This is a genomic window from Campylobacter sp. 2352 PW (genome assembly GCF_024723575.1).
In the GTDB taxonomy this organism is placed as follows: domain Bacteria; phylum Campylobacterota; class Campylobacteria; order Campylobacterales; family Campylobacteraceae; genus Campylobacter_D.
The window spans coordinates 64,194-77,685 of sequence record NZ_JANQCX010000008.1 but is presented as its reverse complement, the minus strand read 5'-3'; the positions used below and the strand labels follow the sequence as shown (position 1 = coordinate 77,685).

The 13,492-nt window shown below is 29.0% G+C and carries 12 protein-coding genes; 5 read left to right on the top strand and 7 right to left on the bottom strand.

Annotated features, from left to right (window positions below; genetic code table 11):
• Nucleotides 1-149: 149 nt before the first annotated feature.
• Both selB and selA read right to left on the bottom strand, forming a co-directional pair.
• Complete coding sequence (gene selB / locus CAMP5121_RS06005) at nucleotides 150-1,955, bottom strand: selenocysteine-specific translation elongation factor (RefSeq protein ID WP_337215070.1); 1,806 nt, start codon at nucleotides 1,953-1,955, stop codon at nucleotides 150-152.
• The gene (gene selA / locus CAMP5121_RS06000) at nucleotides 1,948-3,279 is read right to left on the bottom strand and encodes an L-seryl-tRNA(Sec) selenium transferase (protein ID WP_337215069.1); all 1,332 of its coding nucleotides are present in this window, start codon (nucleotides 3,277-3,279) and stop codon (nucleotides 1,948-1,950) included. The genes selB and selA overlap by 8 nt, the downstream gene beginning before the upstream one ends.
• A gap of 89 nt (nucleotides 3,280-3,368) precedes the next feature.
• Between selA and CAMP5121_RS05995 the strand changes: the two genes are divergently transcribed.
• Complete coding sequence (locus CAMP5121_RS05995) at nucleotides 3,369-5,021, top strand: 4Fe-4S dicluster domain-containing protein (protein ID WP_337215068.1); 1,653 nt, start codon at nucleotides 3,369-3,371, stop codon at nucleotides 5,019-5,021.
• A gap of 10 nt (nucleotides 5,022-5,031) precedes the next feature.
• Here CAMP5121_RS05995 and CAMP5121_RS05990 read toward each other — a convergent pair whose 3' ends face one another.
• The 4 genes from CAMP5121_RS05990 to modA all read right to left on the bottom strand — a co-directional run bounded on the left by CAMP5121_RS05990 (nucleotide 5,032) and on the right by modA (nucleotide 7,518).
• Complete coding sequence (locus CAMP5121_RS05990; RefSeq protein ID WP_263669893.1) at nucleotides 5,032-5,346, bottom strand: DMT family transporter; 315 nt, start codon at nucleotides 5,344-5,346, stop codon at nucleotides 5,032-5,034.
• Between the two features lie 191 nt (nucleotides 5,347-5,537).
• Nucleotides 5,538-6,392 carry an ABC transporter ATP-binding protein gene (locus CAMP5121_RS05985; protein ID WP_337215067.1) on the bottom strand — a complete coding sequence of 285 codons (855 nt, stop codon included), beginning with the start codon at nucleotides 6,390-6,392 and terminating at the stop codon, nucleotides 5,538-5,540.
• Nucleotides 6,386-6,775, bottom strand: a complete 390-nt coding sequence (locus CAMP5121_RS05980) for a hypothetical protein (RefSeq protein ID WP_337215066.1) — start codon at nucleotides 6,773-6,775, stop codon at nucleotides 6,386-6,388. The genes CAMP5121_RS05985 and CAMP5121_RS05980 overlap by 7 nt, the downstream gene beginning before the upstream one ends.
• Nucleotides 6,772-7,518 (bottom strand): molybdate ABC transporter substrate-binding protein, encoded by a 747-nt coding sequence (gene modA / locus CAMP5121_RS05975; protein WP_337215065.1) that lies wholly within the window; start codon nucleotides 7,516-7,518, stop codon nucleotides 6,772-6,774. Before modA ends, CAMP5121_RS05980 begins: the two co-directional genes overlap by 4 nt.
• Nucleotides 7,519-7,738: 220 nt before the next feature.
• Here modA and CAMP5121_RS05970 point away from each other — a divergent pair, with 220 nt between their 5' ends.
• The 3 genes from CAMP5121_RS05970 to CAMP5121_RS05960 are packed head-to-tail and all read left to right on the top strand — an operon-like array spanning nucleotide 7,739 to nucleotide 11,469.
• Nucleotides 7,739-8,425, top strand: coding sequence for an MlaA family lipoprotein (locus CAMP5121_RS05970; RefSeq protein ID WP_052241425.1), 687 nt, complete (start codon nucleotides 7,739-7,741; stop codon nucleotides 8,423-8,425).
• Between the two features lie 9 nt (nucleotides 8,426-8,434).
• Nucleotides 8,435-9,004, top strand: coding sequence for a Tgt2/MlaC family protein (locus CAMP5121_RS05965; RefSeq protein WP_337215064.1), 570 nt, complete (start codon nucleotides 8,435-8,437; stop codon nucleotides 9,002-9,004).
• Nucleotides 9,004-11,469, top strand: coding sequence for an efflux RND transporter permease subunit (locus tag CAMP5121_RS05960; protein ID WP_337215063.1), 2,466 nt, complete (start codon nucleotides 9,004-9,006; stop codon nucleotides 11,467-11,469). Before CAMP5121_RS05965 ends, CAMP5121_RS05960 begins: the two co-directional genes overlap by 1 nt.
• Before the next feature lie 24 nt (nucleotides 11,470-11,493).
• Here the strand turns inward: CAMP5121_RS05960 and rdgB are convergent, their stop codons facing one another.
• Nucleotides 11,494-12,099, bottom strand: a complete 606-nt coding sequence (rdgB, locus tag CAMP5121_RS05955) for an RdgB/HAM1 family non-canonical purine NTP pyrophosphatase (RefSeq protein WP_263706909.1) — start codon at nucleotides 12,097-12,099, stop codon at nucleotides 11,494-11,496.
• Nucleotides 12,100-12,187: 88 nt separating this feature from the next.
• On the opposite strand from rdgB, the gene CAMP5121_RS05950 reads away from it, so the two are divergent.
• Nucleotides 12,188-13,489, top strand: coding sequence for an MFS transporter (locus tag CAMP5121_RS05950; protein WP_337215062.1), 1,302 nt, complete (start codon nucleotides 12,188-12,190; stop codon nucleotides 13,487-13,489).
• The last annotated feature ends 3 nt before the right edge of the window (nucleotides 13,490-13,492 follow it).

Here is a 13,492-nt window from a genome sequence, read left to right as displayed (position 1 = left end):
GATAAATTTGGATTTTTCTTAAAAAAATTAATAATTTCTTCATTACTTGCAGCAAATAAAGAGCTAGCAAGAGTTAAAAGAGCTAGAGATTTTTTCATTTTTTTCCTTTAATTTAAATTTTTATCATTATAAAATGTAAATTTTAACACTTAGACTTTTAGCATTCTTTTTTCCTCGATTTTTATCACTTGAGGATAGTTTTTATCAAGGTATTCTAAGTAAGCTATGGCGTATTTTCTTGAAATTTGAAAATGATTTTTTACAAAAGCGACATCTAAATGATGATTTTGCAAAAGCTTTAAAAACTCTTGCATGAGATTTTCAAGGGCATTTTTTTCTATAAAAAGATTATGCGCTAATCTTTTGACTTTGTTTTCTTTAGTGAGTTTTTTTAAGATAAGATCTCCATTTTTCCTATCAAGCTCTAAGTATTCATAAAGATTGTAAGGTGCAGTAGGTTTTATGCCTTCTTTTTTTAAAATTTCATAAAGCTCACAATGAGCCTTTTCTTGTAATTTTTCAAAATTTTGTCCCTTTAAAAACCATATGCCGTCTTTAAAATCTAATTTTTCTTGCATTTGCTTGAGTACATAAGCACAAAAATTTTCACTCGCCCAGCTAAGCCTTAAGGCGATAGAATGAGGTGAGATTAAAGCATAAGGATTTTTAGAGAAAATAAAATCAATAAATTCTTTCAAAGTTTGCATAGCATTTAAATCATATACATTTAAAGCTTGCTCATCGACAAAAACATGATCTAAACTTTTTGCTAAGTTTAAAGCTTGTTCATGAGTGAGTTTAAAGCGTTGATAGCTTGAAAGTAAGCCAAAGCCAAGTTTGTGAGTTTGTTTTAAAAACTCAAATACTTTTTTAAAATCTTTTTGTTCTAAAAGTGCTAAATACTTAGCTTTTATATCTTTTTTTAAAGGCTCGCTTACCGCATTTAATACCACGCCACCACTTTTAATACGCCCATTTTCAAGCAAGATAAATTTATCATCAAAACACAAAGGTAAGCTTTTATCAAACTCTAAGCTAATATAAATTTTATCTTCAAATTCTTTGATTACGCTAATTTTTGCATTAAGCTTTTTTGAGCCACTGCAAAATTCTAAAATGCTTCCGTGTTTAATCTCTGTATTAAAAACAACCCCATCGATACTTTTAAAGCTTTTAAAGACACCTTTTTTACTTAATACATAGCCTTTTTTTAATTCATGATAATCACAATTTAAACTCAAAGCAACTCTATTATAAGCTTTTGCTTCTAAAACATTTTCTTCATGAATTTGTATGTTTTTTACAATGATATCTTTTTGATTTTCAAGGCAAAATATTTTTTCATTTTTGCTGATTTTTCCTTCATTTAAGCTTCCTGTTACTACTGTTCCTATACCTTTTAGAGAAAAAATTCTGTCAATGTAGTATCTAAAAATCAAATTTTCATCATTTTCTTTAGGCTTTAAACTAAGCAGATAGTTTTTTAAATTTAATATACTTTGCTCATCATAAATGCTAGTTGGAAAAACTTTTAAGATATTGATTTTAAAGGCTTTTAATTCTTTTAAAAGCTCTGCTTGCTTTTGCGATAAATCCTTGCATAAATCAACCTTACTCAAAATAAGCACTACATCTTTTACGCCTAAAAATTCTAAAACCCTTAAATGCTCTATACTTTGAGCCTTTAAACCCTCGTTTATATCTATGACAAACATACACACTCTAAAGCCAAAAGCACCACTTATCATAGTTTTAATCAAACTTTCATGTCCAGGCACATCGATAAAAGCAATATTTAAATTTTCACTTTTTAAATTTGAAAAGCTAAGATTAATCGTAATGCCTTTTTCTTGCTCTTCTTTTAAATCATCACCTTCAAAACCATTTAAAGCTTTAATAAGTGAGGTTTTACCATGGTCAATATGTCCAGCAGTGCCTATGATAATACTATGCATGAAATACCTCTTTGATAGCGCGGATTAAACGGTTTAAATCTTTTTCTAAAATACTTCTAAAATCTAGTATAAAATGTCCATTTTCAACACGGCCAATCACACCTTTTTTTCTAAATTTTTCTTGTAAAAGCAAAGCTTTTTCATTAAAACTTAACACAAAAGTATCTAAGCTTTTATCAGGCATAGAGCCACCGCCTACTAAACTTTTAGAAGTTTTTAATTCACATTTTATAGGAATTTTTTCTTTGACAAAAAGAGCCTTTTTTTCTATGGTTTTTAAATCATCATTTAAAAGTTTTAGTGTAGGGATTTTTTCATATTCTTTTTCTAAGTAAGCTTTGGTAGTTTCATTTAAAAAAGCTAGAGTGATTTTATCAACCCTTAGCATTCTTAGAAGTTGATTTTTCTTTAATTGTTGAATGTATTTTTTCTTTCCAAGTATAATGCCTGCTTGCGTAGAACCAAAAAGCTTATCACCACTAAAACTTAAAATATCACAATGTTTTAAAAGCTCTTTTACACTTGGCTCATTTTTACTAAGTTGTTTATTAATCTTTTCACACCAGCCAGCACCTAAATCATAATAAGATATGAGTTTTTTCTTTTTTGCCAAAGCATGAATTTCACCTAAACTTACCTCTTCGAAAAATCCCTTAAAAGCAAAATTAGAACGATGAGTTTTTAAAATCATCTTAGTATTTTCATTGATAGCTTTTTCATAATCATATAAATGAGTTTTATTAGTCGTGCCTATTTCTTTTAGCCTAACACCAGCTGCTAGCATAACTTCAGGAATTCTAAAATTTCCTCCAATCTCAACTAGCTCACTTCTTGAAGTAATAACTTCTTTATTTTTTGCTAAGGTGTTTAAGATCAAAAATACAGCCGAAGCGTTATTATTAACAACTAAGCAATCTTCACAATCAAATAATATTTTTAAATTCGCACTAAGTGCGTCATACCTTGAGCCTCTTTTGCCACTTTGCATGTTAAACTCTAAATTTGAATAAGAGCAGATGATTTCTTTAGTTCTTTCAAAAATACTCTCATCAATAATGCTACGACCAAGATTAGTATGTATGATAACTCCAGTAGCATTGATCAAACTTTGACTTTGCATATTTAAAAACTCATCAATACTTTGAGCAATTTTACTTAGCAAATCTTGCAAGCTAAAATTTAAATTTTCATCTTTACTTAGTTCTTTTTTACAATTTGAAACAACTATTTTTGCAAAATGAGATCTTAAATACAAAGGATAATTAGCCAAGTTTTTATCGTTTATAAGTGTGTTTATGGGAGGAAAATTTCTAAATTTGTTCATCTTAAACCTTAAGAATAAATTAGTAAAATTATAACTTTTTTATAATGAAATTTATATAATTAAGATTAAAAAATTTAAAAGAGAGTGTTATGAAAGATTTTGTATTTTTAGAAAATGAAGATTTAATTCCTCTAAGTGATAATATTAGCATAGTTCAAAAAGCCTGTAGTGAAGAAGTTTTTATAGGAAATTCAAAGCTTTTAAACCCTGAAGTTTATGCACCTGAGATTAATTTTTACCTTAAAAACTCACAAGATGATGTGCTTAAAAAAGCTAAAACTATTGAGTCTTTATATAAGATTAGATCTAAAGTTTATGATTTAGGACTTGATTTAGAATACACCAAAGAAGTGGGTAAAAATGTAATTATTGTAAGCAATGAGGATCAAAATGAGCTTATTGAAAGTTTAAAAAAACAAGAATACAAGGTTTTAAAACTAAGCAATGAGCAATGTTTGGGTGTTTTAGGTTGCGTGGGCGAGCTTTGTGTGATAGCTTTAAAAGACAATGAGCAAGTAGAGATTGATTGTGATTTTTTCTTATATGATGTAAAAAAAGAAAGTTTTGATCAACAAAGTGGTTGCTATGATTTAACTACTTTAAGTCAAGAAGAACTTATAAAACTTTTAAATTCTAATTCTCCAAAATATAAATTTAAAAATTATATTAGTTATGATGATAGCATTTGTCAATACCATGAAAGAAGAAGTATTCATTGTGGAAAATGTGCTGAAATTTGTCCTAGTGTGGCTATTTTAAAAGATGATGAGCAAAGAAAATTAGAATTTTCTCATGTGGATTGTTTAAGCTGTGGTGATTGTGTGGGGATTTGTCCTAGCGGGGCGCTTGATTATGCACCTATGCCACGTAATAGCTTTTATGAAATTTTAAAATTTTATGAAGATAAAATCATTTTAATAATCCCTGAGAAAATGTCTATAGAAAATTTAAATATCGCTTTAAAAGAAGATGTAATGCCTTTTATGATTAAAGGCGAAAACTATCTTGATCAAGCGCATTTTTTAGCTATGCTTCAAACAAGTGGTGCGAGTGTGATTTTTTATAGTGATGGCTTATCGCAAGGTGCTTTAGAAGTAATAGCTTTGATGAATGAAATTTTTCAAAGAAAATTTAAACAAAATGCAATTTTTCTAGCTAAAGATGAAAAAGAACTTTTAGAGGCTATAAATCAAGCGCATTTTATAGAAAATCTTAAATTTATATCTTATAATCCTGCGCTTTTAAAAAGAGAAGATTTTGCTATAAGATTAAGAGAGCTTATAAAAGAAGAAAATTTAGGCAATATTCCAAGCAAAGAATGGATACGATATGGAAAAATCACTATCAATACAGATACCTGCACCTTATGTCTTTCTTGTGTGGGAGCTTGTAATGTAGGAGCTTTAGTGGCTGATGCTAAGGATAATTCTTTGAAATTTAATGCAAGCTTATGTACTACTTGTGGGTATTGTGAGGCAAGTTGTGCTGAAAAAGATACTTTAATGCTTCAAAGAAGTGGGATAGATCTAGAAAAAGAGTATTTTTCTTTTATGGTTTTAGCTCAAGATGAACTTTTTGCCTGTGTAGAGTGTGGGAAAGAATTTGCTACTAAAAAGGCCATTGAAAAAATAGCTAGCATTATGAAGCCAAGATTTATGGGCGATGAAGCTAAGATAAAAACACTATATTGCTGTGCTGAATGTAAAGCAAAAGTAATGATACAAAGTATGAATGTGCTTTAAGCCAAAAGGCTTAAGCACTAAGTTTTAATCCCACCACTCCAGTGATGATTAAAATAATAAAAATGATTTTATTAAGAGTAATTGCTTCTTTAAAGATTAAAAATCCCACCACGCTAACTAATGCCAAACCACAACCTGCCCAAGTTGCATAAGCTATGCTTAAATCAATTTTTTTCAAAGCATAAAATAAACCTGCTAAAGAAAATGAAAAAAACACCGCAAAAACGATTAAATAAAGATTATTTTTACTTATGCTTGCATACTTCATCGAGCTTGTTGCAATCACTTCAAAAATTATACTAATTGCTAATACTAACCAATGCATTTTATATCCTTTTAAATTAATTTAAAAATGAAATTACAAAAGGATAAAAGGTGGTGCTATGGCGTAGAAAAAATAACCATATGCAGTTTTTATCTTCCATTTTGTCCATAAGCTAGTATAAAATTTTAAGATAAAAAATCCATAAGTCATTTATAACCTTGCAATAATTTATCTTATTTTAGCATTGTTTTTTATATCTTAGTTAAATTTAGTGCAAAAGCTTTTTGACTTAAAAGTACTTCATCATTTTCTTTAAAATCTTTAGCTTCTAAAGGGCTTAGCACTACTTGGCTGATTTGATTACCTATGGCAAGTATGGCTATAAATATGCTATCTTGTTTTTGTAGTTTTAAAATGCGTGCTTTTATGGCAAATTTTTGCGAGCCTTGCGTCTTTAAAAAAACTTCATTAGGCGAGCCTTCTTTGATGATGGCTCCATTTTCTAAAATGATGACTTTATTAGCTAGTTTATAAACTTCACTTACATCATGGCTGATTAAAATAGTAGTGATTTTATAAGTTTTATGTATATTTAAAAGATAATCATGCAAGTGTAGTTTTATCTCATTATCTAAGGCGCTAAATGGCTCATCTAAAAGTAAAAGTTTAGGTTTTTGCATAATAGCTCTTGCTAAAGCTACGCGCTGTTTTTGTCCCCCGCTTAGTTCTAAAATATGACTTTTTTTGTGTTTTCTTAAATCTAAAAGTTCTAAAAGTTCATTAGCAAATTTTAGATCTTTTTTAGCAAAAAGTAAGTTTTGCTCTACATTCATATTTTCAAATAAAGCATAATCTTGAAAAACAAAGCCAAGTTTTCTTTTTTGTGGACTTAGAAAGTTTTTATCATCAAAAAATATCGTATTATTAAAAGTGCAAATTCCTTGTGCTTTTTCAAAACCTGCTAAAATTCTCAAAAGCGTAGTTTTACCACTACCACTTTTTCCAAAAATAGCACAAAATTCTCCTTCTTTAACTTCAAATTTAACCTTAAGTTTAAATTCTTTTTCTTTATTTTTAAAGATTTTTTCAAAATCAAGTTTTAGCATAAATACTCTTTGATAAATAAAGCACTAGGATGTACATAAGCAAATACAAAATCATTTTTTTGATAATTTTGCTCTAAAAACTCATGAGTGCTAATTTGAGCTTCGAAAGTGCAAATTTCATTTTTTAATCTTACGATAGTGATGATTTGTCCTTGAAAAATATCAATGATTTTTGCATAAAAGGTATTTAAAAATGAGTTTTCTAAATTTTTTTTACTAAGCAAGCACTCGCTACTTTTAAAAGCAAGTAACACTTCTTGATCAATGCTTGCTTTTTCATCAAGTTCTAAAGCAAGCATATATAATTTATGTTTATTTATAAGAAATTCTACCCAGTTTATATTTTCATGATTTTTTATAGTATTTATTTTAGCTTTAATCATGGGATATTATAGCCATAAGCTTTGAAAATTTCCTTAGCCTTTTTGCTTAAAATAAAATCATAAAATTTCTTAGCTTTGGCATTATCTTTACCATAAGAAGTGATAACAATACCTTGATTGATTGGTTCATAAAGCTTTGGATCAATTAAAATATAATTTTTTCCTTCTTGGAGTTTATAAGATTTTAGCGTATCTTCATATAAAGCACTTGCTGCTATAAAACCAACATCGGCTGCTTTTAGTGTTTGAGTAAGTGCTTCTCCTATAGATTTTGCCTCGATGATTTTAGCTTTTGTTTGCTCATAAATTTTAGCATTTTGTAAAGTTTCTATGCTAGCTTGACCATAAGGAGCAGCTTTGGGATTGGCTATGGTGATGATTTTTACTTTTTCTTCTTTAAGTGTGTCTAATCCTTTGCTTAAATCCATTCTAACACTGAGTAAAGCTAAAGCTCCTTGAGCATAAATAACAGGTTTTGTGCTAGCAAAATTATCATCATACAAGCTTTGTGCAAATTTCATATTTGCAGCCATAAATATATCAAATGGCGCACCATTTTTAATTTGTGAGACTAAATTTCCACTAGCGCCTAAGCTCACATTGATACTAATATCAGGGTTTTCTTTTTGAAATTCTTTTTGCAAGGCTTTAAAAGCATAAGCTACATTTGCAGCTGCAGCGATATTTACATCAGCGCTATAACCAAAAATGCACAAAAAAAGTAGGGTGAAAATTTTTTTCATTTTTTATCCTTTTAGTAGTAAATTTTGAAAAAATTATAGCTTATTTTTAAAAGCAAAAATAAATTTGTATTTTTTGCATATTTTCTAAGACTTATTTCATAAGCAAATAAAAAATTTTAATTTTTTTAAAGAATATTTTAAAAGCATTTTAATGTAAAAATTTATTTTAATTTTTGTATAATTTAAGATTTTAATTTATGAAATTTTAAAAGGAAAAAGCTTGTTAAAATACATACTAAGTTTGTGTTTATTTTTTAATACTTTGATTTTAGCAAATGACTTTGAAGATTTTGAACAAGAATATCAAAAAAAAGAAGTCAAAGATAGCTTTTATACCTATAATAAAGCTATGAGTAAATTTAATTATGATCTTTATACTTATTTTTTAAGACCGGTTGCACTTTCTTACAAAAGTGTTACTCCAAGTTTTATAAGAACAGGGGTAAAAAATGCTTTTGATACCACAAGATCGCCTTTTAGATTTATCAATCACCTTTTAAGTTTAGAATTTAGAAAAGCTGGCGAGGAATTTGGAAGATTTTGTGTGAATGTGATTTTTGGATTTGGTTTGTTAGATAGTGCGAGCAAAACTCCTTTAAAAAGTTATGAGGCTGATTTTGGAACGACTTTGGGCAAATGGGGAGTAGGTAGTGGACCACACTTAGTGCTTCCACTTTTAGGTCCTTATAATGTAAGAGATGCTTTAGCTTTGCCTGTAAATTGGTTTATGGTGCCTGAGGGATATATTGAGAATTTTTGGGTTGGAGCAGGCGTAAATGCTGCATTAAAACTCAATGAATTAAGTTTTGAGTATGAAAAAATAGATGATATTTACCAAAATAGTGTAGATTATTATACTTTTATACGCGATGCATATGAACAAAGACGCCAAGAACTCATCAAATAAGGAGATAAAATGAAAAAAATCATAGTTTTGCTTTTTAGTGTAGTATTTGCATTCGCTTTAAATTTGCAAGATACTTCTAAAACTATGCAAGAAAAAATTGATGAGAGCTTAAAAATTTTAGATCAAAATAAAAATGATAAAGCTAAAGCGGCGGAAAAAATCTTTGCTTTATTTGATGGTGTTTTTGATTATGAGCTTATGGCCAAACTTAGTCTTTCTACAAGATATGAAAAATTAAGTGAAAATGAAAAAAATGAATTTAACAAAGCCTTTGAAAAAAACCTTAAAAAAAGTTTCACAGATAAGCTTGCTTTGTATGATTCTCAAAAATTAAAAGTGATTAATTTAGAAGAAAAAAACAAAAGAGCTTTTTTGAAAACTTCTATGATAGTAGATGGCAAAGAAAATTTTGTAATTTTTAAATTTTATGATAAAAATAATGATTGGCAAATTTATGATGTAGATATTTTTGGCATAAGTATCATACAAACTTATCGCTCACAATTTAAAGATGTCTTGCAAAATGGCGATTTTAAAACCTTGCTTGAAAAGCTTTCTAGTGTTGATTTTTCTAAATAATGTTAAGTAAAATTTTAAAAATCTTTCTTAATTTCCCAAAGCTAACTTTGGGGATTACTTTAGTCTTTTGTATATTTTTTAGTTTTTTTGCTAAAAATTTAAGTGTTGATGCAAGTGCTGAAAGCTTGCTTTTAGAGCATGATGAGGGTTTGAAACTATATAGAGAAGTTTCAGCACGCTATGGTAATGATAATTTTTTAATGCTTGCTTTTGCTCCTAAAGATAAAGATATTTTTGCTAAAGAAAATTTAGAAACTATTAAAAACTTAACTCTTGATTTAGAAAAAATCAATGGTGTGCAAAAGGTATTTTCTATCACTAATGCACCTTTGCTTGCAAGTTCTAAAGGTAAAGAGTTAAAAGAGCTTATCCAAAATATACCTAATATTTTTAGTCAAGATGTGGATATTAATCTAGCTAAAAAAGAAATTTTAAACCAACCCTTTTATAAAAATAATATCATCTCAAAAGATGGAAAAACAACAGGAATTTTGATTTATCTAGCACCTGATCTTGTTTACAATGATTTGATTAATTCAAGAGATAATGCACAAAATGAAAATGAAAAAGAGCATTTTAGAGTCTTGATTAAAAAACACCAAGAAAATTCAAGAGAATTTAGCGCAAAAAGATTAGAAGAAATTACTAAAATAGTATCTAAGTATAGTCAAAATGGAGACTTTTTGCACCTTGGTGGTGTAGAAATGATCGCTAATGATATGATTAATTATGTAAAAAGTGATTTAAAAATTTATGGTTTTAGTTTAGTAGGACTTTTATTTATAGCACTTTGGTGGTTTTTTGGCTCTTTGCGTTTGGTGTTTTTGGCTTTGGGAATTTGTGTGATTTCGCTTTTTACTTCAAGTGGGATTTTCGCACTTTTGGGCTTTGATATTACCGTAGTGTCTTCAAACTATGTAGCTTTGGTGCTTATTATCACTGTTTCTGTTGTGATACATTTGATTGTGCATTTTATAGAAAATTTGCACAAACACCCAAAAGCCAGTGTTTATAAACTTTTACTCTCAACCTTACTTGATAAAGCAAGTCCTAGTTTTTATGCTATTTTAACCACAGTTGTTGGGTTTTTAAGTTTTGTCTTTTCGGATATTGAGCCTATTATCAAACTTGGCATTATGATGAGTCTTGGTATTAGCGCGAGTTTGATTTTAGCTTATATTTATTTTGCAAGTATTTTGGTACTAATGCCGCGTTTAAATTTTAAAGAGCTTAATCAAAATTCGTTGAAATTTTTAAGTTTTTGTGCAAATGTAAGTTTAAAACATAGAAAAATTATCTATGGCATAAGTTTATTTTGTGTAGTTTTTGCTTTGTATGGAATTTTACAAATTAAAGTAGAAAATAGCTTTGTGAGTTATTTTAAAGATAGTTCTAGGATTAAACAAGGTTTGTTGATTATAGATAAAGAACTAGGCGGAACTATGCCTTTAGATGTGATTATCAAGTTTAAGCAAAGTCCAAAACAAAATGAAAGTTTAGATGAGTTTGAGCAAGAATTCGATGATTTAGCTAAAGATGATAGATATTTTTTTAGTAGTGAAAAAACAAGAATAGCTGCTAAGGTTCATGAGTTTTTAAGTAAGCAAAAATATGTAGGTTCTGTGCTTAGCTTACAAAGTTTGCTAGAGCTTGGAAAAAGTATTAATGATGGTAAGGCTTTAGATGATTTTGCTTTAGCGTTTTTATATGAAAATTTAGATGAGAATTTTAAAAAGCAAGTTTTAACCCCTTTTGTAAGTGTAGAAAATAATGAGTTGCGATTTAGCATGCGTATGCTAGATAGTGATCCAAATTTAAGACGCGATGCTTTTTTAAAACAGCTTGAAAAAGACTTAAAAGAACTTTTACAAAAAGATAACGTAGAGGTTAAAATCAGTGGTATTATGCCTTTGTATAATAATATGCTTCAAAGTCTTTTTTCATCACAATTTGACACTTTAGCCTTTGTGGTGCTTGTGATTTTTGCTTTATTTGTGGTGATTTTTAGAAGTTTTGTTTATGCTTTTGTAGCGATTTTGGCCAATCTCATACCTTTGGCTTTGGTGTTTGGTTTAATGGGTGTTTTCAATATACCACTTGATATTATGAGTATTACCATAGCTGCTATTTGTATAGGAATAGGGGTTGATGATATGATTCATTATATTCATCGTTTTAAAGAAGAGTTAAAACATAAAAACTTAGAAGAGGCTATAAAAGCTTCACATATGGGTATAGGAAGTGCGATTTATTATACTAGTGTTACGATTATTCTAGGTTTTTTAGTGATGATTAGTAGTAATTTTATCCCGACGATTTATTTTGGTTTGCTTACGGTTTTGGCTATGAGTTTGCTTTTATTTGGTTCGCTTTTTTTATTACCAAGTTTTATTTTAAGCTATCATTATCTTAAGCAAAATTATAATAAAGCAACATCCAAATCACATAAAGCCCAAAAGCAATAAGTATATATTTTATAAATTGTTTCATTAATGCTCCATTTTTTCTAATGCTCTTAAGATGTAAGTAGCAAACATTAGTGCTTGCGAGCGGTGTGAAATTTTTAATTTTACTTGCTCATCTAATTCACCTAAGGTTTTATCAAAACCTTTTGGGATAAATAAAGGATCATATCCAAAGCCACTATTACCCCTTGGAGTATCAATAGCAAGGCCATGCATATATCCATGCGTACTAAAATGTCCATATTTTGAACTTATAGCTATGGCTGCAGTGTAAAAGGCTTTGCTTTGATGTAAGTTTTTTTCATGTAAGGCTTGGATGAGTTTGTTTCTATTGGCCTCATCAGTGCCTTCTTGAGAGTATCTTGCAGAAAAAATCCCCGGTGCATTGTCTAAAGCCTCTACGCTTATACCGCTATCATCACTTAAGGTGATAAATTCATCTTGTTTTTTGCCTAAAGCATTAAAAATAGCTTTAGATTTTATCAAAGCATTTTCTTTAAAACTCGTGCCATCTTCGATGATTTCAAAAGGGGTGATGATTTCATTTAAGGCATAAATTTCATAAGTAGTTAAAAATTTTTTGATTTCTTCTACTTTGTGTGCGTTAGAAGTTGCTAGAATGATTTTCAATTTTTTCTTCATAAATTACTCTTTTTGTTTTGACTTTAAAAAAAGTTTATCAAAATCATAGTAAAATTATCCTTTATAAGGAGAAAAGATGTTAAAAACCGTTTTACCTTTGTCTTTTATTGTAGGAACTAGATTTTTTGGATTGTTTATAGTTTTGCCGGTTTTAAGTTTATATGCTTTAAATTTAAAAGGAGCCAATGAGTTTTTAGTAGGGCTTTTAGTAGGTGTGTATGCTCTAACTCAAATGGCGTTGCAAGTTCCTTTTGGAATCATTTCAGATAAAATAGGGCGTAAAAAAACTATGCTAATAGGACTTGTGGTGTTTATCATAGGTTCTTTGGTATGTTCATATGCTGATGATATTTATACGATGATGTTTGGAAGGCTTTTACAAGGTGCAGGAGCCATAGGAGCAGTAGCTACTGCTATGATAAGTGATTTTATCAATGAAGAAAATCGTGGTAAGGCTATGGCTATCATGGGTTCATTTATAGGACTTTCTTTTGCAGCTTCTTTAGTGCTTTCTCCTTTAATGAGTGCTAAATTTGGACTTTCAAGTTTGTTTGATTTAAGTGCGATTTTGAGTTTAATTTGTATCGTGCTTTTATTTAGTGTTGTGCCAAAAGAGCATACAATAGTACATGAAAATACTAAAACTCCATTGAAAAAACTTTTAAAAGAAAAAAACTTAGCTTTGATGAATCTTACTAATTGTATGCAAAAAATGCTTATGAGTATTGCGTTTTTAAGTATTCCTTTGGTTTTAGTGCATGAGTTTAATTACCCGAGTGAGAATTTATGGCATGTTTATGTTAGCTCTATGGTGCTTGGGTTTTTAGCTATGGGTTTATCAGGATCTTTAGGAGAAAAAAGAGGCTTAAGTAAAGAGATATTGCTTTTAGGTGTGGCGTTTTTTATCATAGCTTATATTATATTTGCTTTTTCGCATAATGCTTTAGTGTTTATGGTGGGTGTTATAGTGTTTTTTATAGGATTTAATTTACATGAGCCTATTATGCAAAGCTGTGCGAGTAAATTTGCTAAGGTAAATGAAAAAGGTGCAGCTTTGGGTGTGTTTAATGCTTTTGGCTATTTTGGAAGCTTTTTAGGTGGTGTTGTAGGGGGGTATTTTTTACACCATTTTAGTTTAGTTACTCTTGCTTTTATTTTGATAGCTTTGTCTGTAATTTGGTTTGTGTTGCTTTTGTTTTTACAAAGTCCAGCAGATTTTAAAAATGTCTATTTATCTTTAGAAACAAAACATGATTTAAATAATATTAAAGACATAAATGGAGTTTTAGATGTGTATAAAAACTCTAAATTTTTAGTGATTAAATACAATAAAAAACTCACAAGCGAAGAAGAAATTTTAGCGATTATTGAAAAATAATCG